The sequence below is a fragment of the Roseibium sp. RKSG952 genome (assembly GCF_009711355.1).
In genome coordinates, this window is the sequence record NZ_SMMF01000958.1 from 72,140 (window position 1) to 91,714 (window position 19,575).

14 protein-coding genes and 1 pseudogene are annotated in these 19,575 nt (G+C 53.6%); 10 read left to right on the plus strand and 5 right to left on the minus strand.

What is annotated here, in order from left to right; genetic code table 11:
- Nucleotides 1-224: 224 nt before the first annotated feature.
- The gene (locus E1297_RS39470; protein WP_155148006.1) at nt 225-728 is read left to right on the plus strand and encodes a GNAT family N-acetyltransferase; all 504 of its coding nucleotides are present in this window, start codon (nt 225-227) and stop codon (nt 726-728) included.
- Nucleotides 729-746: 18 nt separating this feature from the next.
- Here E1297_RS39470 and E1297_RS39475 read toward each other — a convergent pair.
- A pseudogene (locus E1297_RS39475) lies at nt 747-1,268 on the minus strand (IS5 family transposase); the annotation flags it as partial.
- 99 nt (nt 1,269-1,367) lie between these two features.
- On the opposite strand from E1297_RS39475, the gene E1297_RS39480 reads away from it, so the two are divergent.
- The 3 genes from E1297_RS39480 (at nt 1,368) to E1297_RS39490 (ending at nt 5,853) form a co-directional block, all read left to right on the plus strand.
- Nucleotides 1,368-2,339, plus strand: a complete 972-nt coding sequence (locus tag E1297_RS39480; RefSeq protein ID WP_155148008.1) for a helix-turn-helix domain-containing protein — start codon at nt 1,368-1,370, stop codon at nt 2,337-2,339.
- Nucleotides 2,340-2,447: 108 nt separating this feature from the next.
- Nucleotides 2,448-3,854, plus strand: a complete 1,407-nt coding sequence (locus E1297_RS39485; protein WP_155148009.1) for an aldehyde dehydrogenase family protein — start codon at nt 2,448-2,450, stop codon at nt 3,852-3,854.
- Between the two features lie 22 nt (nt 3,855-3,876).
- On the plus strand, nt 3,877-5,853 hold the full coding sequence (locus tag E1297_RS39490) for a tyramine oxidase (protein ID WP_155148011.1): 1,977 nt from the start codon (nt 3,877-3,879) through the stop codon (nt 5,851-5,853).
- 551 nt (nt 5,854-6,404) lie between these two features.
- On the opposite strand, the gene E1297_RS39495 is transcribed toward E1297_RS39490, so the two are convergent.
- Genes E1297_RS39495 through E1297_RS39510 form a run of 4 tightly spaced genes read right to left on the minus strand, consistent with a single transcriptional unit; the run spans nt 6,405 to nt 12,112 of the window.
- Complete coding sequence (locus E1297_RS39495; protein ID WP_155148013.1) at nt 6,405-8,192, minus strand: TniQ family protein; 1,788 nt, start codon at nt 8,190-8,192, stop codon at nt 6,405-6,407.
- A 35-nt stretch (nt 8,193-8,227) separates the two neighbouring features.
- The gene (locus E1297_RS39500; RefSeq protein WP_155148015.1) at nt 8,228-9,145 is read right to left on the minus strand and encodes a TniB family NTP-binding protein; all 918 of its coding nucleotides are present in this window, start codon (nt 9,143-9,145) and stop codon (nt 8,228-8,230) included.
- Complete coding sequence (locus tag E1297_RS39505; RefSeq protein ID WP_196223514.1) at nt 9,138-11,315, minus strand: DDE-type integrase/transposase/recombinase; 2,178 nt, start codon at nt 11,313-11,315, stop codon at nt 9,138-9,140. Before E1297_RS39505 ends, E1297_RS39500 begins: the two co-directional genes overlap by 8 nt.
- Nucleotides 11,315-12,112 carry a hypothetical protein gene (locus tag E1297_RS39510; protein WP_155148019.1) on the minus strand — a complete coding sequence of 266 codons (798 nt, stop codon included), beginning with the start codon at nt 12,110-12,112 and terminating at the stop codon, nt 11,315-11,317. The genes E1297_RS39505 and E1297_RS39510 overlap by 1 nt, the downstream gene beginning before the upstream one ends.
- Nucleotides 12,113-12,790: 678 nt before the next feature.
- On the opposite strand from E1297_RS39510, the gene E1297_RS39515 reads away from it, so the two are divergent.
- The 6 genes from E1297_RS39515 to E1297_RS39540 form a co-directional block, all read left to right on the plus strand.
- Nucleotides 12,791-13,357: a metallophosphoesterase gene (locus tag E1297_RS39515; protein WP_155148022.1), complete on the plus strand. Its 567-nt coding sequence runs from the start codon at nt 12,791-12,793 to the stop codon at nt 13,355-13,357.
- Between the two features lie 50 nt (nt 13,358-13,407).
- Entirely contained in the window at nt 13,408-14,211 is an 804-nt protein-coding gene (locus tag E1297_RS39520; RefSeq protein ID WP_209016274.1) for a metallophosphoesterase, read from the plus strand.
- A gap of 332 nt (nt 14,212-14,543) precedes the next feature.
- A complete protein-coding gene (locus tag E1297_RS39525) occupies nt 14,544-15,677 on the plus strand; it encodes an RNA ligase RtcB family protein (RefSeq protein WP_155148024.1) in 1,134 nt (377 codons plus the stop codon).
- Nucleotides 15,674-16,315 (plus strand): peptide chain release factor H, encoded by a 642-nt coding sequence (gene prfH, locus E1297_RS39530; protein ID WP_155148025.1) that lies wholly within the window; start codon nt 15,674-15,676, stop codon nt 16,313-16,315. Before E1297_RS39525 ends, prfH begins: the two co-directional genes overlap by 4 nt.
- 1 nt (nt 16,316) lies before the next feature.
- A complete protein-coding gene (locus E1297_RS39535; RefSeq protein ID WP_155148027.1) occupies nt 16,317-17,561 on the plus strand; it encodes an AAA family ATPase in 1,245 nt (414 codons plus the stop codon).
- A 558-nt stretch (nt 17,562-18,119) separates the two neighbouring features.
- A partial coding sequence (locus E1297_RS39540) for a DEAD/DEAH box helicase family protein (protein WP_196223515.1) occupies nt 18,120-19,575 on the plus strand: 1,456 nt, incomplete at its 3' end.

A 19,575-nucleotide genomic window follows, 5' to 3' on the forward strand; every position in this document is an offset into this window, starting at 1 on the left:
TCGCCAGTACAAGTGCACTGCTGAAAAACGTCCATTCTGAGCCCGGAGCTGCCGTTAGTCGCGCTTCGGGCCTATGCAAGTGCGGCGCGTCGTGAACGCACAAACCGGACATTGAGCGCAATTTTGTGAAAGGCAGGGGAGTGGGAAAGTTGTCGTTGCTGATTTTCGTTATTTGTGAAGGTATTGGCAACGTCCATCAGGATTCAACTGGAAGCCAATAGTCTATGTATTCGATGCCAACTTTGGAAACAGAGCGCGTTATATTGCGTGTGCCTACGATGGAGGACTGGCCAGAATACTCTGAGTTGATGGTGTCAGAACGCTCGGTTTTCATGGGTGGTCCTTTCTCTCTTGCTGCTGCCTGGGGATTGTTTTGTCACGACGTTGCGCAATGGGCACTGATGGGATTTGGCGCACTGACGATCGAAGAACGTCGGTCGGGGCAGTGTTTAGGGCAAGTAGGAGTTAATTCCGGTCCTCTGTTTCCGGAGTATGAACTGGGCTGGCTTATCTATTCACACGCAGAGGGTAAAGGATTTGCCTACGAAGCTGCGCTGGAGTTGAAACGCTGGGCGTATCATGAAAGGAAACTTGAGACACTGGTCAGTTATGTCGATCCACTTAATATTCGATCTCGTTCGCTTGCCGAAAGGCTCGGCGCTAAGTTGGACGCAGCAGCACCTCGTCAAGATCCGACGGATCTAGTTTATCGCCACCCCTTTGAATAGGTCACTTGGGCTCAGGACTCATAGCCAGAACATGACGAGAGCTGCGATGGCGATTGTTGAGAGGAAGACTGTCGGGCACCTGTCGTACCGTGCTGCGCCGCGCCGCCAATCCTTCAATCGACCGAACATGATCTCTATGCGGTAGCGGCGTTTGTAACGCCACATGTCATACCTCGCGGGTTTCTTGCGGTGCTTTCGACCTGGAACGCAGGGGCGTGCCTTTGTCGTTCAAAGCTTTCCTGAACCAAACAGCATCATAGCCGCGATCCCGAGCAACCAATCGACATCTGGCAAGCTACTGAGCAAGACGCATGCACCGATGTAATTGCTGACCTATCCGGCGATTACAAAGAGGTTCGGTGGACGACCTCAGCTGTCGCAGATCGCATGCAACTTTGTGTTCATGCCGCCCTTGGTTCAGCCGCCCACGCCCCCCTGTTTGACGTCAAAACTGGACGCAGTTCGATGAGCCTTCAGGTAAGTCGCATCAATCATCAGAGTTATTTCCTCGCCGTGATAGGCGGCCAAACCAGCCATCATCTCGCCAAAGCCACCCGTCTTGCAACAAGAAACGTTTTGCTGAAAACCCACAACACCGGTACTGTTTACGCCAATCCAATCACAGCAAACCCAACGCTCATGAATCCACAACCAAACAACGCATCATTTGCACCGCTTGTGCGGGCGAATTTGCGTTCGCGATCCGTGGAAGGGTTTTCTCAAGATCTTGAAAGGGTCTGCGGGCAGTTTGCCGTCGAGTCTGGGTCTGCCTCACGCGGGCGCATTGATGGAGACGTTTCCACATTACCAGTGTCACGATTTGAAACGGCAATTGTATCTCTAGACGCTCAAAGAGTTTTTCGAGACGAGCGTATGATACGGAAGGATCCCGGAGAGCACTTGTTTCTACTAATACAGGACAAGGGAAACTGTCGCATTCACCAGAACGATACGTCGGTTTTGTTGACCCCCGGCGACATGTATCTTGTTGATAGCGCAAAACGCTCCGAGTTTGTCTATGACGGGATGAACTCTCGCCAAATCTCGATCCACCTGCCTCGTGACGAGATGCTGCACAGATTCGGGGCAATTTGCACCGGCGGGATTGGGGTAGACCACAATGATCCCTTGTTTGTGGCAATGCGCGCCGTTCTGGCCAAGATATTTGCGGAAGATAACGCAGTTACACTGCAGCTGGGTGAGGCGTTCTTGAGTTTGCTGGGGGCCTATTTCCGGTGTGTCAGCCATCAGGAAGATCAAAACGGACGAGAGGCTAACGCAGTGCTGTCACGTGCCTTGCAACTGATAGAGCGCAAAGCGACCGACCCTGCGTTCGGGCCGCAAGCGTTGGCAGAAGCTCTGCAAGTATCGTCCCGGACCCTTCAGCGCCATTTTGGAACGATTGGTGAAACGGCGAGTAAGCGTATCTTGTCTGTGCGGCTTGAGACCGCAAAAGCCCGACTGAAGGAAGTGAACTCTGACGCCGGACGCGACACGATCGCCGTCGTGGCGTATGATTCCGGGTTCAACGACCTGTCGCATTTTTACAAGGTCTTTCGGGAACGATTTGGTGTCTCCCCGGGGGCTGCGCGAAAGAATATGTCGCCTTGACCCAAATCTTGTGGCGCAAAACCCCAAGACTCGACCGACCGGTCGGCTAAACTTTCTCTCTATGATTGATGGTCGTGTACGAGCATCGAGATTCAGGGAGGACGAGACATGATCGAATACGATCTGACCATCGATGGTCAGCCAACATCCACGGCAACCATGTTTGATGTGCTGAACCCATCGACGGGTGAAGTTGCAGGACGGGCGCCCAATGCGACGACAGCCGAACTGGAGACGGCAGTTGCAGCTGCAAAAACAGCATTTGAAAGCTGGTCGGCCAGATCGGACGAAGAATTGCAATCCGCCTGCGAGGCTGTGGCACAGAAGATCGGAGAGCATTCCGATGAGCTTGCCAAAATCATTACCGCCGAACAGGGAAAGCCGCTGAACGGTCTTGGATCGCGCTGGGAAATGGGTGGGGCAGGGGCCTGGGCCGGATATACTGCTGGCCTGTCTTTGCCGATGAAGGTTCTGCAGGACAGCAATGAAGGACGGGTCGAGTTACATCGCAAGCCACTTGGTGTTGTAGGATCGATCACACCTTGGAATTTCCCGGTGATGATTGCGATTTGGCACATCATGCCGGCACTGCGTACCGGCAATACTGTCGTCATCAAACCATCTCCCCAGACGCCATTGTCAACATTGCGTCTTGTTCAGATTATGAACGAAGTTCTGCCTGCGGGCGTCGTGAATGTTATCACCAGCGATGACATGGGTGATAATATCGGTGGCGCGATGTCAGCCCATCCCGATATCCGTAAGATCGTTTTTACCGGGTCTTGCGCCACCGGGCAAAAGGTCATGGCGTCGGCCGCCGAAACCATGAAACGCCTGACGCTCGAACTGGGCGGCAATGATGCGGGCATCGTTCTGCCTGACGCCGACCCACACGCTATTGCCGAAGGTTTGTTCTGGGGTGGATTCATCAACAACGGCCAGACTTGTGCCGCGATGAAGCGCCTCTATGTTCATGAAAGTATCCATGACAAGGTCTGCGACGCGCTTGTCGAATTTGCCCGCAATATCCCGGTGGGTGATGGCATGGACGACCATGCGATACTCGGCCCGATCCAGAACAAAATGCAGTTTGACAAGGTCAGCCGCCTGGTCGCCGACGCGAAACAGCGTGGCCGGGTGCTACTGGGTGGTGCACCGGGCGATGGGTTGTTCTTCCCTCCTACGATCGTTGCGGGGCTGAAGAACGGCGACCCATTGGTTGATGAAGAACAGTTCGGCCCGGCGTTGCCGATCATCAAGTACTCGGACGTGGAAGATGCGATTGCCGCTGCGAATGACAGCCCGAATGGGCTGGGTGGCTCGGTCTGGTCGTCTGATATTGAGGCCGCCAAGGCAGTTGCCAGCCGTATGGAATGCGGATCAGTCTGGATCAACAAGCATGGCGCCATTCAACCCAACGCCCCGTTCGGCGGGGTCAAATCATCTGGGATCGGCGTCGAATTCGCCGATGAAGGTTTGGCCGAATACACCGATATCCAAGTCGTATTCAGCTAAAAGCAAGACAGGAGAGGAAAAGATGAAAATCAGGAACATCCTTGCCACAACTGCGCTGGGGGCCGCCTTCGCCGGCGGTGCCCTTGCGCATCCATTGGATGGGCTGACGCCCGACGAACTTCAGCAGATCAACACGATCCTGAAAGACAGCGGCACCGTCACGGATGAGACGCTGTATCCGTTGATCGACCTGCATGAGCCGTCGAAGGCCGACGTTCTGGCGTGGAAAGAAGGGGATGCGCTGGATCGCAAAGCGATGGTGCAATACACAACCGACGAAGGCTTTAGCGAGGCGATCGTAAACATTACGCAAGGCACGGTCGAAGAGAACTTTGCCATCGAGGGCTCGGGCCAGCCGATGGTTCTGTTCGCCGAGTTTATCGGTGCGCTGGAAGGTGCTCTGGGCCACCCGGACATGATCGCGGGTTTGGAAGCACGTGGTTTAACAAATGAAGACGCGTTCTGTCTGCCTCTCACAGCGGGCAATTTCTTTACCCCCGAATTCGACGGTACACGTCTGATGAAGGTGCCTTGCTATCAAAACCCGACGGGCTCAAACTTCTACGCAAAGCCAATCGAGGGTCTGTTTGCAATCTACGACATCGGCAAGCAGGAAGTTGTTGAGGTCATCGACACTGGTGCGATCCCTTTGCCGCAAGATCCCTGGGGTTACACGCTGGAAGAGGTTGCCGAACGGGCCGAGCTGCGCCCTGAAACCAACAAGGTGCTGCTGACTCAGGAAGGTGGACCCAACTACACGCTGGACGGTAATCATCTGGAATGGGATATTTGGCGCATGAACCTGCGCGCGGAAAAGCGTGCTGGTCTGGTTGTCTCAAACATCGATGTGAACGATCAGGGCAAATGGCGTTCGGTCATTTATCAGACGCATTTGTCCGAAGTGTTCGTCCCCTATATGGACCCGACTGACGGTTGGTACTGGCGGACCTATATGGACAGTGGCGAATACGGGTTCGGCCTGTTCCTGACACCGCTTCGCGCAGGCGTTGACTGCCCGGCATATGCGACCTTCCTGCCCGCTGTGATCGCGGATGACGCCGGTATGCCGCTGGAAATTCCGGATGCGATCTGCATTTTTGAGCGTAACATCGGCGATCCTGCATGGCGTCACTTCGAGATCTTCGCTCAGACGCCCGAAAACTTTGTCCCGACCGAAGGTCGTTCGGAAACCGAACTGGTTGTACGGACGGCATCGGAAGTCGGGAACTACGACTACTTGATCGACTACCGTTTCAAGCAGGACGGTCAGATGTTCATCAAGATCGGCGCAACTGGTCTGGACGCAGTCAAAGGTGTGGTTTCGACCTCGATGAACGACGCGACGGCTGCGGAAGATACGAAATACGGCACGTTGATTGCACCGCATCTGGTTGCGGCCAACCATGATCATTATTTCAACTTCCGTATCGACTTCGACATCGACCAGCCGGTCAACCACATGGGTTTGATGGAAATCATCCCGGCTGAAGTGCCTGCAGACAGCCCGCGCAAATCGATGTGGACCTGGCAGCACGTGATGCCGGACAGTGAGCTGGACGCGCGCTATCGCTTCAGCGCATCCAAACCGCGTCACGTCCATATTTCGAACCCGCAAGCAGAAGGCTATCTGGGCCATACCCCGGGCTGGATGATTCACCACGGCTCGATCGCCTATGGCCCGTTTGACTTTGAAAACGACCCTCCATTCAAGCGAAACGCCTATATTGAGTATTCCTCTTGGACGACAGTGTACGATCAGGAACAGCGCTATGCGGGTGGTAAATACGCGATGCAAAGCGATGGTTCGGACACGCTGGCCGAATGGGTAAAAGAGGACAAACCCCTCATGCACCAGGACATCGTGTCGTGGTTTACTGCAGGGTTCCACCACATCCCGCGAATGGAAGACTGGCCGGTCATGTCGACCGAGTGGAAGACGGTTCATATCATGCCGTTCAACTTCTTCGCTCACAACCCAGCGCTGACGATCCGCGAGTGATTATGGGCAAATGAAACAAACGAAGGGCGGCCTTGTGCGGGCCGCCCTTCGTTTGTGTGTGATCTTATCGATATCGATTTCTTAAAGTTTGGTAGGGCCGTCCGCTCGACTTTGCAAAGTCGACTTTCTGCGCATTGTCGTCATTGAAATTGATCGCAGCGAAGTTGAAGCGTCCAGCCCCGAATGCCGGATCCAGTGCGATCAGACCTCAAGTGCCGACATAGTTCCTTGTAACTTGATAACAAGCCAATTGAGATGACAACCGCCCGCCGAATTCCCTAATTTTGGCAAAAGTTGCGTTCTCGGCCGACAAAAGTTGCTTTTCAAGCCGGACAAGTTCCAGTTCACATCGGACGACACAATTTCGTTGTGGAGTCCGGCCTGAAACCGAGTCTTTTCTATTCTCAACACACTGATAATACGACACTTTTCCGAAACTGTCCGTATAGAACCCCAACTTCATCCGGGTTAGATGCGAGTCTTGTGGGCGTGAAGGCAAACAAAAGGCCGCAGGAAGCGGCCGGAAACAGCATAGAAATTTTGACTTAAGATTAGAGGCTTAGCAGTTCGGATGCCGGATATACCGGCAGGCCACCAGCATCTGGAGATGGATAAATCCCTACTTCATTGATGCGTTTCTGGAGATCGCTTTCCTCAATCTGCAACACACTCGCTGCACTGCGCACCGTTTGAAAACGCCCCAGAAACTGATCGAGAATTATGACGCTCACACTGTTCCGAATTCTCCGCCGGCAGCCGGATGGAGTTGGATAGCATGGCAGGAGGTTGAGTTTATTCAACTGTTTGAGTTCAGCGTACTCTAAGCCAAGCTGCTTGGTCAGATCATATGGTGTGATGTGTTCACTGGTGAAGATGGGAAGCTTGGCAACAAGTGCAGACCTGAGAACACGAATGCCAGAAATGCCAACTTCGGTTTCATGTTGATACGAACCAGCCAATTGGTCGGTCAGGATGAGCCGAATGACTTGCGGCGTGGTGCATCCGTAAGCAAAGCACGCTTGATGGATGCTGCAATAATCAGCGTTGTCAGTAGGGCTGTTGCCAGCAACATGCTCCTGGATACGAGCCGAAAAGCCCTCAATATCTTCTCGCCGAAACCGCCATTTCTTGTGGGCAGTGCTTCTGATCGGCCGGAGTAGACCGTCATTCACCAGCGCTTCAAACCCTTTTGTGCCAATGCCAAGAAGCTTAGCACCCTTGGTCGTATCCAGGCTTTTCACTAAGTCTTGGATGTGGGCCAAGCATTTTTGCATCTGAACCTTTAGGTTCTGTTGCTGAGGGTTTCCACCTTCGGGCAGTAATCCGTCACGTACCAGTGCCATCCTGACCCAGCTGTGGTGCCGATTTGCTGCCTTGGCAATGGCAACAATGTTGGCGTCGACATATCGTTCAACACTGACCTTTTGCGAGATACTGTTCAGACAAAAGTGGCCCTGGTCGGCGCATAGTTGCCTCATCAACTCTCGAAAGAACGAGCGTTCCTTTGGCTTGACGGACAGCAAAGCCCAGTTGTGCAGCCAGGTTTTGCTCAGCCGAAGACGATGCTTGCAGAGGGCCTTATCGACAGCTTCAAATACTGAGGACGCGCCCTGTTCAGTAATTGCAAAGCCAGCGTTGATCGCATTCCGCTGCTGTTCACGAGTTAGGTCAGCTGGATGACCGGTGCCCATTTTGACGAACTGCCCTAGACCGAGGCACCAACGCTCCACAACGTCGATCTGAACGTCACCGATCCAATTGCACATTGGTGTATCACTATCGATTTGACAGATAGCGGCGCGCTCGAACGGACTTTGACGCATGGGCAGAACATATCGCGGCAGCTGGTCGAGCCAGCCGCGCTCAAAGCGGGCACGCAAAATATGGTCGTAGCAAGAGGTGTAGTCCGCATACGGCAACGGTATCAAAGCAACGTTGTGAATCGGACAGGTCTGTATTGGGCGAGGAAGCCAGTTTCGACGGAGATGTAGCTGCGATTTGTCGGATGTTCCCGTCTCCAGCCAGCAAACCGGACAGATCGCGAGGTCTTGCTTACGCAACGACCGCGTCAGGAACTGCTGACCGTGCAGGCGTGAGTAGGTTCGTGACAGCTGTTCTGGGCTGTTTTGCGTCAAGCTTGATCGCTCAGAAGCCGTAAGATCGGCCAAGCGATCAAGCTCGGTCTGACGACCAGTGCAGACCTTCGCCTTTGACAGGCCTGTCGCTGTGCAGAATTCTTGTGTGGTGCCGGATGCGTTGATGGCGGTGTTCCGGGCAAGTAGTGAGAATCCGGGTTCGTCGGCTAGCGCCGATGTCTTTAATGGTAGAACTGTGATCATTTTTCTGCTCGTTGTTGGGCCGTCTTGTGCGACAGCTATTCTTGGGGTTTGATTTTTATGGTTTCGAAGTCGTCGGCGATAAACGGATTGAGTGCGGGAACGCAGTCTTCTTCTTCTCGGTAGCAGTCTTGGAAATGTGCGATGACAAGCTCATCTGCATCGCTCCGATATGCTTTTGATGCGGCACGCTGACACCAGACGCAGATTTCGCCAAAGGCATACATACCGGCGTGCATGAGGCGTGCTGCGAAGTTCTGGGTCATGACGCTGGCGCCCAACGCGATACCGGTGTTTTCAGCTACTATCTTCAATACTCGTATCGTCCGCGCGAGGTCTGACGCCGGGTCAAAACTCGACATTCTGACCTTTCTGTAACGTCGATCCAACTGACCGTCTGATGCGAGGACATCGTTAAATTCGGGCATGCCAATCAGGATTGGAATGATCTGACCAACGCGCGGCTTTACCAGTGATTTGAGAAAGTCCTGCAGATCCTCTCGATCTTGTTTTCCCGTCGATCTGATGTGTTGGATTTCGTCGATCACCAAAATCTTGGTGTTAAGCTTAGCCATGTAATTGCGGCTCGAGCGCAGCATGGCTTCGGCGCTATCTTTCTGGCGGGCCGGCCAACCGAGCTCTTCTAACAGCGCCGCGCTGAGCGATTTCAATGTCGCTCTCGCTCCAAGGTCGAGTTTCAGAAATGGTCTTTCTGAGTCCCCTGCGTTGGTTTCGGCCATCCCGAGCGCCTCTAGTGCCTGCATAGTTCCCTCAGATTTTCCGGTTCCGGTCAGACCCAGAATGGCAATCCCGCGCGCCTCGAAACGTCGGCCGGATCTGGTTGCCATTACAAAGTCCTCGTACGTCTCTGTAATCCGCTCCCTGATCCGTTTGGCGTCGCGGCTGTCTATGAATAGTGGACCGGCATTGGTCATAGTGGAAACATGATCAGACATCGTCGTCGTCCCCCTGCCACCAATCAGTGTCGTAATCGACACCGCTATCCCCAGCGTCGGGCTCCGCTATTGGCGTGTCATCAACGTAAGTCGGGGTGGCTTTCTCTGCGGCAACGTCTTTTTCGATGCCGGGTGCTGGCTCGCCTATTATGAAACCCAACCCGTCGTCAGCGCTCGGAAGCCCATCTAATTGGTCAACAGTATCATCGAAGATCGACAGGCCATGCCACAGATTGTTCTCAAGTCGATTGAAATCTGCTGAAGTTGGCGCCTGCGGCAACGTGCCTACAATCTTTTGCTGATCCGTCACGCGTGATCTGATGTTGGTGAGAGCTGCCAAAATGACGGAGAAATTGACCCTGGCTTCGGCGGCGTAACGCTGCCTTAGGGTCGCACCGACCGCGTTCCATTCGACGACAGAGATGCCATCGAAGTTTTCAATGCTGTTTGGAACCTCGATCCATTTTCCTTTGACATAGACGCTGATCGCTCCAAGCGAGTCTGGGTCAACATAAACGGGGCACTTAGGGCTGCCATATTGTTTGCGTGCTTCAACGATTTCCTCGCTGTTGAAATCAATACCAAGAACTCGAACACCTCGCCGTGTAAGTGTGCGTTCGATCCTAATACCAAAGGCATGTCGACGGATGTGTTTTGGTAAGTCAGGTGGCTTGCCTACCGTCCCGACAAGGCGATTGAGCGCGTTTTGTGGCGTCTCGTCAAACAGGCCGAAATGGCTGGACTGATGATATACGTCGACGATGTATCGGATAAAAATCAATGCCAGTTGATCATCCGTTAGCGTAACCCGGTCCTCAGTCTTGTAGTCGCCTCGCTCCTGCGGGTTGCTAAAGGTCCGCGCCGGGATCAAAGGCATGGCACAGTCGGTAAAGGTGCCAAACACCCGTTCAATAATCCCGCGTAATTGAGGTTCGCCAAGCGTCGGATAGAAGTAAGTCGCAAAAGCTGTGTTGACGGCGCGTTGCGTGAACTCGGAAAAGAACGCTGAGCCGGTGTCGGACTGCAGGCTTTCAAATTGCATGCCAGCCCAGCCGTTCTTGGCACCAGCCGCTTTCGCAAGATGATCCTTATTCTGCGGCGCCATCCGCAAGGCGCGTACGGCAGCCTCTGGGGTTTGGGACGCGGACAGAGCAAAGCCAACGATATACCGTGTGGCCACGTCAATGACGATGTACATCCAACGTCGTCCACGCGGTAAAGCTGCAAGGGTCTTCTTGTCTAGACCTTCACGCAATGGTCCAGCCATCATGAACGTGCGAGCATCTACCTCCCATTCGTCAATTTGAAAGCATTCACCGGGACGCGTTGCGCGCTCTGTCTTTCCTATGCCTCCATACTCGTGTTTGGCTGCGGTCAGTCCGTCTCGCCCCGCCTTGATGGCAAAGGGGCCGAATTTCTGAAGCCACTCATGCAGAACGGATCTACATCGTGTTTGTATCTTCGGTTCACCAGTGGCCAGTCGTCGCTCGTTCTCTCTTTCGATATCCATCAGGGTTTCACGAATGACCCCGTTTCCAGAGTATTCCTGATCATTGAGGTACTTCCGGAGCCTTGCATTGATGAACGCAAAGCTCTCCTGATCGATGTCGATTGATGAGAATTTTCCGCGGCGGTCCACAAGTGCCTCAATCCGGCGACCTGAGTTCCGATACTTACGTTTCCAAAGCAAAATAGTGCAGGCGTTTGGCCAGGGCGGAACCTTTTCGGTTTTTGAACTGAAGTACTGTTTGCCAAATTCTCCCTCGAATGCGCGACGCGCAATGCTTGCTTCCTTGAACAGAATGCCCTCATTTTCTTGGACACTCTTTGGGGTAAACTTGAGTTTCTTTTGCGCGTAGAGCTTCTCGACAGCGCTCACGATGAACCATCGGTTCAGCACCAGTGTTCTTTGAGTATCCGGCAACTCCCAAACGAACATGTAGGGATCTTGCGAATAAGTCGCTTCGATGATGTTTGCGGGTCGACGCTTGATGTCCCATTCCTTGCTCGCCACGGCTTCGTGGATATCTGGCCAGGAGAAGCGTTCAATGGCATCGGAACCATCAGCGCGCTTCATGTAAGCGAATTTTTCGTCGCTCATCATGAACTGGTACGAGACGCCGCCCCAACAGTAGAGGTCGACGGTGTTGAAATGGAATTTTTGGGTCATCAAACTGCCCTCACCATCGTGAAGAAGTTAATGCGACCGGGGCTGACCTTTGCTAGCACTCCTTCATACATGCCTCGGACGATGCACCGAAACCCGCGACCTCCTGCACGGCATAGACGCGTCAGGTCACAAATCGAGATTTCTCCATGGACGCTTTCCAAGACTTCGGCCAATCGTGCATCGACGTCATGATCGGGGCAGAGGGCAAAACGCTGATACATGATCGCGTTGAAGGCTTGGACGCGTGAAATGCAGTGTTCGGTAACAAGACGAAGTTCATCTGCAATCTTGGGAACAATGCTTTCTCTGAGGCACTCAAGCTCCCTAATGAAACGACCTGACGCCAGCCGCTCCGTTGGTTTAACCGCGACAGCGATGCGGCGGCCGTCCCGATTTTGGATCACCAGGTCAATGAAATGCTTGGCAACCTTTCCGTCCTCGTCAATGAAAGGCAGCGGGCCAACCTGTTCACGGACTTGCACGACCGAAGGATTTACAAGCGTCAGAGCTAGGTGATGAAATTCAAGTTGGCTATCCAGTCCGTAGCGCCTTGGTTGTCCTGTTTCCAGATCAACAAGAATCGCGAGGATCCTGCATGACCCACGAGATCGTACATTGATTGGACGGTTGCCACGATACGGGAGCGGTGTAACGTCCAGCATTTCAATAGGGCCAAAATCATCTGGAAATGGCTCTGTAGGCCCAAAGGCGCGCTGGAACGCCCCCGGCAACCCTGACAAATCGATAGGTGGAGTCGATGCGATCTCCATCACCGCGTGATCGAGTAGCATATTCATAGCAAAGCATCCCTGTTTCCGAACACGACCGCGTCGGATTTTTGAGCGCAAGTGATCAGCCGCTTGCGCGAGTCTGTTGACTTTCAAATTGTGAGGTGGGATGAATGTATTCAGTCACGACAGGGGTCTGGTTGCGAAAGCATCCGGGCCTTTGTTCATTCAGCACTTACCTCTGGCTGATGGTTTTTGGTGGCTAGATCATGCTGCGTCCTCTTGGTCGTTGGAGGGCTGTTTCGGCACAGAGCGTACGGCTTCCAATGTTTCGAAAATCTTTGCCATAATCGGACTACTAGTCCGCCTGCGATGGATAACCATGCTGACGGTCGATGGGTGTCGATTTATGGAATCTGCGAATTGAGCAAGGGACATTCCAGCTTCAGTCTTGAGGCGAAATTTTATCTCTCCAGCACACATTTCACATTGCATGGATTGACGTCCACTTTCCTATACGATGTACCATCACAATGAATCTTTTGCGGTCTCGTTGCAATCCCCAATCAGGCCCAATTAATACCCATATGGGTACTATATTACCTCAAAAATTTTCTTAAGTTAATAATATATTCAATATGTTACGTGATTTCACGTAACGAGATGATCATTGGTCCGAATAGCTCAATTGGGATTTACTGCCTCAGCTAAATCGACAAAGGTGGTGAGAAATTCGGGAGCCGGAAAATGGCCAATTGGTACACTGCAGATACGCATTTCTCGCATGAGAATGTAATCGCTCATTGTGATCGTCCATTCCGGTCGGCAGCCGAAATGGATGCCCTCCTCATCGAAAACATGTGGAAGGTCGTGAAGCCGGATGACGAACTATGGATAATTGGTGATTTTGCCTTTGGTCCAAAAGCGAAAGAGGCACCATATTTGGCGGGTGTTTTCAGCCAGCTGCCCGGAGCGAAAAAGCACCTTGTTGTTGGGAACCATGACCTCAGTCCTACTTTAGAACTGCCGTGGGACAGCATACATTATTTGGTCGAGGTCAAAGATGGGCCTCAAAACCAGGCTCATACACTTTGCCACTATCCAATGATGACTTGGAACCATGCAAGGCGCCAAGCGCTTCATCTTTTTGGTCATGTTCATAACAACTGGAAAGGAGCAAGGAACGCCGTCAATGTTGGCGTCGATGTGTGGGACTTCACGCCGGTTTCATTTCGGCAAATTGCAAAACGGGCGAAGTCGTTGCCTGTTAATAAACACTGGTCTGATGTTGAGCCAAGGTCTTCCCTACTCTAGTTCGGTTCGTCAATCACTACGAAACAGCCTGGTAAGTTTGGAGTAAAAATGTGGCGCAATTCTTGGTATGGAGCGATTTGCATGACGAGTTCTGGGATGGTTTTGAGCTACCCGACCTAGCCTCTCCGATAGACGGAGTGTTGATCGCAGGCGATACCAACACGATGGGACGCCACTTGGATATCCCGGCTCGGGCCGCGCGCAAATACGGGTGCCCGGTTGTTACCATTTGGGGAAATCATGAACCTTATGGGTCAATCTGGTCGGAACTACTGGCCGACGAAGAGCGACAGCTAACTGATCTTTGCGCAGAAGGCCTCGATATTCGGGTCCTACATGGTGCGGTAACGGAAATTGCTGGTGTTCGTATCATCGGAGCTACACTTTGGACTGATCTCCAGCTGTTTCCAGGATCGGACACGCAAACGCAGATTATGCTGTCTGCACACCTTCAGGACTATCGAGAAATACGAACCGCGCCTGATACAAGGTTTACAGTTGAGGACATGCTGGAACGTCATAGAACCGACAAAGTTGCGCTGTTTGAAGCGCTGCACCGGCCTCATTCTGGCCCAACGGTTGTAATGACACATCACTTGCCAGTACGGGAGCTACTCACGCCTTGGCGCACCCACCAAAGCAACCCGGAGCGTTTGCTGAGCAACGGTTTTGCAAGTGATTTGTGGGATGAAGTGCGAAAGCTCAAAGTCCACACCTGGATATGTGGGCACAGCCATGAGCAATTTTGCTGGGTGGGAAAAGGCGATCATGGATCGATGCGCTTTGTTTCCAACCAAAGAGGTTATCCAGGAGAGAGAACAGCATTTGATCCTTCGGGTTTGATGGCAGTTTGACCCATTCGATCGCCAAACGTATCAATTGTACATGCTTTGCAGAGAAGCTTGGTGGTAACCATAGAGCCACAGTCGTGTTGCTGTTTGGACACGACTTGCGGTCAGCCAAGTTCAAAACTGTTGAGGGAATCAACAATCCCGCTTATCCGACGTTCTCCAATTGGTCCATCGGACCCAAATCGTAACCCCCAACAAGGAAAGGGACATACATGCTTATTCGTCATTTCGCCCTTTCGGGGCCGATCAACACCTAAACTGAAATCAGATCAGGTTTGATCCAGTTCGCCGGCTCGTAGCTGGCGCATCTATATACGTTTATTGGGTACTATCTTATGGGCAATTCTGTCTTGGATGGTCGCGCGTCAGCTGTGTCCAGCGACGGCGTCATCACGAAATTCTATACATCTGCGGCCTGGATTGAAGGACGGGCCGAAGCGCAACTCGAAGAAATCTCCGGCTGGACCGGCGTGCAAAAAATCGCGGCCTTTCCCGATTTGCATCCGGGCAAATACGGGCCGGTTGGATGTGCCGTCCTGGCGGACCGGATTTTTCCGCAACTGATCGGTAACGATATCGGTTGTGGCATGTCTCTGTTCCAGCTTGATCTGCCTGTGCGAAAGCTGAAGCTGGAGAAAGCGCTGCGCCGGATGCGTGTTCTTGGAGCACCTGTATCTGAAGATCAGCGCTGGCGACTGGAAGATGCTGGCCTGCCAACCGATCTGTTTGCCACATCGCTCGGTACGGTTGGTGGCGGCAATCATTTCTGCGAAGTGCAAACTTTGGCCGAGGCGGATGACGGCATCCGCCTCGATGCATCACGCCTGTATCTGCTGGTTCATTCCGGATCGCGCGGATTCGGCAATGCGGTTCTTGGTTCGGTACCGGATGGCACCTTCGCGGGCCTTGATCCCGAGAATGACACCGCGTTGGCTTACTTGCGGGATCATGACAGGGCCGTTCGCTGGGCCAGCCTGAACCGCCATATCATCGCTGAACGCGCGGCGGAGGCGCTTCGGGTAGATCTGATGCTGTTGGTTGATGCCCCGCATAATTTACTTGCGCGACATGGCGATGGCTGGCTGCACCGCAAGGGCGCGGCAGTCGCCGAGCAGGGATTTGTTCCGCTTGCCGGATCGCGGGCCAGTGCAAGCTATCTGATGGCTCCGAACGGTTGTGACGACGCACTAAGCAGCCTCGCTCATGGGGCGGGGCGGCGCTATGACCGATCTTCCATGCATGGTCGCGTGCGAGCCAAGAAATCTGACATTGAGGCTATGCAGCGCACCCCCCTTGGCGGGCGTATTCTGTGCGAAGATCGCGACCTTCTGATTGAAGAAGCGCCCTTGGCCTACAAATCGGCCAAGTCCGTCGCCGGAGACCTGGAGCGAACAGGTGCTGCGCATTCTGTGGCTGAGTTCCATCCGCTTCTAACCTTCAAGAAAACGCGTGACGGGAGGCCGTCATGACTGCATCCCGACATATTTCACTCTTGGTCACCAGTGGCAGCGGTCCGGCGGAATGCCAGCAAGCAGTTGCAGGCGTGCTGGAGGCAATGCGCAACGAGGCCGGGCTCATCGCCGTGGACTTCGACACCAATGGGGTGCGTACAAAACATGGCTATAAATCCGCGGTGGTTCTGGTCAGCGGTGAAGACGCGGAGGCCTTCGCCAAGAATTGGCGCGGTACGATCCAGTGGCGGGCGGAAAGCAATCTGCGTCCGACGCATAAACGGGCCAATTGGTTCATTGGGGTGTTCGACTTGCCTGCACCGGTGCAAACACTTGAACGCATTCAAGCGAGCGACGTCACTTTTGCAACCTTCCGGGCGGGCGGACCTGGCGGGCAGCACCAGAACACGACCGATAGCGCAGTGCGGGCGACGCACAGGCAAACGGGGCTTGCAGCGGTGGCGCGCGAAGAACGGTCGCAACACCGCAACAAGGCGCTGGCATTGGAACGTCTTCAGCATCTGATGGCCGCGCAAGCCTCTGCGGAAGAAGCTGCACAAAAGGCAAGCCGCAATGAGCTGCACCATGCGCTCGAACGCGGCAATCCGGTGCGGTGTTTCAAAGGTCACGACTTTCGCGAAGTGAAAGGGGGCTAAGATGGAAGCATTTGATCAATTCCTGACCAGCGCCCTGACCAGCGATTTTTTCGCGGGCGGCTTGGCGCTCGGGGCATTCGGGGTCGCGGCAGCCTTTCTACGCGTCGCATTCATGGCCCTGTACCGCGTGATTGTGCGGCGCGTTTGGGTGAGTCTGACACTCGACAACCGGAGCGCCGCCTATCGCCATTTCTGTATCTGGATGGAGCAGAACAATGTTCTGTCCCATTCGCGGCATGTACGTATGACGGATGGAAAATGGGCTCGGGGAACAAAGGGCTATGCACCAGCTCCGGGACGGCATTGGTTTTTCTGGCGCGGAAAACTTTGCCGTCTGGAGCGCGACATCAATGAAAAGTCAAAAGTGGGTGCATCGCACAATCAGCGGCCGATGGAGGTGCTGAATGTCACTGTCCTGTTCGGGAAAGTCGAGACAATTCTGGGCTGGATTGCGGAGGGGCGTGCGCTGTCTCAGACCAGGGATCGCATCGGCCCGGGCCTCCATATTCTGAAAGGGGACTGGTGGGATCATGTCGGCGATGTCCCGCGCCGTTCCATCAATACGGTACTGGTGGATGACGATCGTATCGAGAAAGTGCTGGAGGACATGCGCTGGTTCTATGGAGCCAGCGACTGGTACGCGGAACGTGGTGTTCCCTGGCGGCGGGGGTATCTGTTTTACGGTCCTCCAGGCACGGGCAAGTCAAGCCTCATTCGTGCACTGGCGTCAGACCTGTCATTGGATATTGCGTCGTTGGATATCGGGCGCATCACGCTGACGGATGATGATCTGCGTGAAGCGATGATGTGTGCCCCCAAGGGGTCCCTGATCGCAATCGAGGATGTGGACGCCGTGTTTACACAGCGCGAAGGTGGCGAGAAACGCTCGGGCGTCAGCTTCTCGGGCTTGCTCAATTCCATCGATGGCGTCGCAGCTCAGGAAGGGCGTGCGCTGGTTATGACAACGAACCACAAGGAAAGATTGGACCCAGCCCTGATCCGACCCGGTCGTGCGGATGTGCACACCGAACTTGGATTGGTAAGCGCAGCAACGGCCCGCCAACTGTTTGAGCGCTTTTTCCCAGGTGAACGCGACTTAGCCGAGGCATTCGAGGCGCGGTTAGGAGATCAACAACTCAGCCCTGCCCAGATACAGGGTTGGCTTTTGGCCAACAGCGCTGACCCAGAGACCGCTGCGCAGGCGTCGGGGCTTGAATTCCTTCTGCAAGATATCGCCGCTGAATGATGCACATCCACCTAATCAAATTGCCCTCAGTCCAAACCAAATTTCCCCTGATAGTTTCGCAACCTATCTGCGTCGTTCAGGGTTTCTTTCATGTGGACTTCTATTACAAACCAGAGGCGGTAGAAGCCTCGACGGACGCTGTGGCTGAATTCTTTGGCAGATAAACTGATTAGGCAGAGGTCATTTCGTGATCTCTGCCATTTTGGTTGATCAACTGCGGGATTGCTTGATCGCCCCGCATGAGCTTTGTCGTCACCCGATGTGCATGTCGAAAAATTCTATCATCGTTTCGGGATGTTCCCCGAAGAAGTTGTAGCCAATGAAGCGCCGCGTATCGGCTGCGAGCGAGGACCGCACTTTTGTGAGAAAACAACGCAAGACTCGAGTCAGCGGACGTAGAGCCTGATGTTAAACATCGAGTTCACGGCTTTCTGCCGCAAAACCGGTGCGCATTTTCGACAGTTTCAGGAAAACGAATGTTTCTTCCGGTGATGTCTTGAAGGACGATGCTCGCAGTATCATTATTAGACTAAGCGTCCTTAAACCAAGTCTTGTTCATTGTTTTCACTCCCTGATTGGCTGCGTTCCAAGCCAAAGCAGCTCACCGAAGAAAATCAAAAGCCCGCAAGCGAACTTGATGCCGAACCGGTTGCGAAGGTCGGCACAAATATCGACAGGCCGGTCATCAATCTTTATCGACCCCATATCACCTCCGGGGATTGTCTGATTGTCACCGGGTATCAGGATTTCTTGTCTTCGCTGTCGATTTTGATGAAGGAATTGCCCGAGCTGAGGGATCCCGAAAACGACAGCGATATCCGGATCCGGATATCGTTCGGGATCGACACTGCGAATACCAAAAGGCTGACCAATCCCAAACCAGTCACCGAAGAAATGAAACTCTACTGGCTGGAGCGCTCCGGGCTTCAAGTAGAAGAGGATCACGATCTTATCGCGGTGCTGGCAAAACACGCCATCAAAACCGGGATAATTGATCTGCGTGTCTTCGATCCGGAGCTCGCCAAACGCAAGTTGGGGATATCTGGGGATCGGCGGCTACACTCAAAAATCGTCAGCTCACCAAAAGGTGCCGTCGCCGGGTCCGCAAATTTTTCCTACTCAGGGCTCTACAGAAACATCGAGTATGCCGATGACCTGGATGCGGGCACTCATGAACTTCAGGTCGAACGCACAGAAGCCGCTGAGCAGGCTTGGGATGTGTCTGTCGATTGGAATACCGAAGCGCTGGAGATACTCGAAAAGCTTATCAAACCGGTGACCGCTGAAGACGCGATGGCGCGAACTATCTCGGAGCAAAAGGGGTTTAAACCCTGGCTGACTGGCGCCCGAAAAGAGATCACGAGCCATACGCTGTTTGGGTATCAACAGGAGTTGACCTATGAGGCGTGTTCCATCGTCTATGACCATGGGATCGCCTTCGTAGAAGCGCCAACCGGTTCGGGAAAGACAGAGATCGGCTGTCACCTGGCCGAAGCATTGTCAGAAACATTCTCAGAAGTCGTGCCTCGCTCTCCCGTCCATGGCGTTGCGCGAAAAAATGCAGCTGTAATTGCCCCGCCCAAAGTTATTCCCAGTTGGCGCAAGTACTCGACAAACTCGCTCCAACCTGTCGCAAACAGCAAACTTGCCAAACAACACCTCCGCGGCGCTGGCGATGAAGAAAGATCTGGGCTCAGGCTCGATCAGTTTGGCATTCTGATAATCGATGAAAGCCACACGGTTACACCAGGCTTTGAACAAGCATCTCAAATGGCTTCAGCCATCGAACTTGCCCCACCAAGCTGGAACGTCTGTCTGTCGGCAACGCTGCTCGGGAACCGGGATGTCGACTGGTTGACCCATATGCAGGAGAAGCGGGCGTCCATTTTCATGACCCCAACCTTCATTCAGGCCATGGGTGAGTTGTTCGAGCGCGAAACCCACGTGCCCAAAGATATCTTCAACCAGGATACACAACTGGCCGTTCTGTCAGAGCCTGAAACGACGCTCACAC

Bases quoted from the DNA above. Each gene is read 5' to 3' on its own strand.
- E1297_RS39515 (WP_155148022.1), top strand. From the start codon at position 12,791: ATGGCCAATTGGTACACTGCAGATACGCATTTCTCGCATGAGAATGTA.
- E1297_RS39500 (WP_155148015.1), bottom strand. From the start codon at position 9,145: ATGTCTGATCATGTTTCCACTATGACCAATGCCGGTCCACTATTCATA.
- E1297_RS39490 (WP_155148011.1), top strand. From the start codon at position 3,877: ATGAAAATCAGGAACATCCTTGCCACAACTGCGCTGGGGGCCGCCTTC.
- E1297_RS39495 (WP_155148013.1), bottom strand. From the start codon at position 8,192: ATGATCACAGTTCTACCATTAAAGACATCGGCGCTAGCCGACGAACCC.
- E1297_RS39485 (WP_155148009.1), top strand. From the start codon at position 2,448: ATGATCGAATACGATCTGACCATCGATGGTCAGCCAACATCCACGGCA.
- E1297_RS39535 (WP_155148027.1), top strand. From the start codon at position 16,317: ATGGAAGCATTTGATCAATTCCTGACCAGCGCCCTGACCAGCGATTTT.
- E1297_RS39480 (WP_155148008.1), top strand. From the start codon at position 1,368: ATGAATCCACAACCAAACAACGCATCATTTGCACCGCTTGTGCGGGCG.
- E1297_RS39505 (WP_196223514.1), bottom strand. From the start codon at position 11,315: ATGACCCAAAAATTCCATTTCAACACCGTCGACCTCTACTGTTGGGGC.
- E1297_RS39510 (WP_155148019.1), bottom strand. From the start codon at position 12,112: ATGAATATGCTACTCGATCACGCGGTGATGGAGATCGCATCGACTCCA.
- E1297_RS39525 (WP_155148024.1), top strand. From the start codon at position 14,544: ATGGGCAATTCTGTCTTGGATGGTCGCGCGTCAGCTGTGTCCAGCGAC.
- prfH (WP_155148025.1), top strand. From the start codon at position 15,674: ATGACTGCATCCCGACATATTTCACTCTTGGTCACCAGTGGCAGCGGT.
- E1297_RS39470 (WP_155148006.1), top strand. From the start codon at position 225: ATGTATTCGATGCCAACTTTGGAAACAGAGCGCGTTATATTGCGTGTG.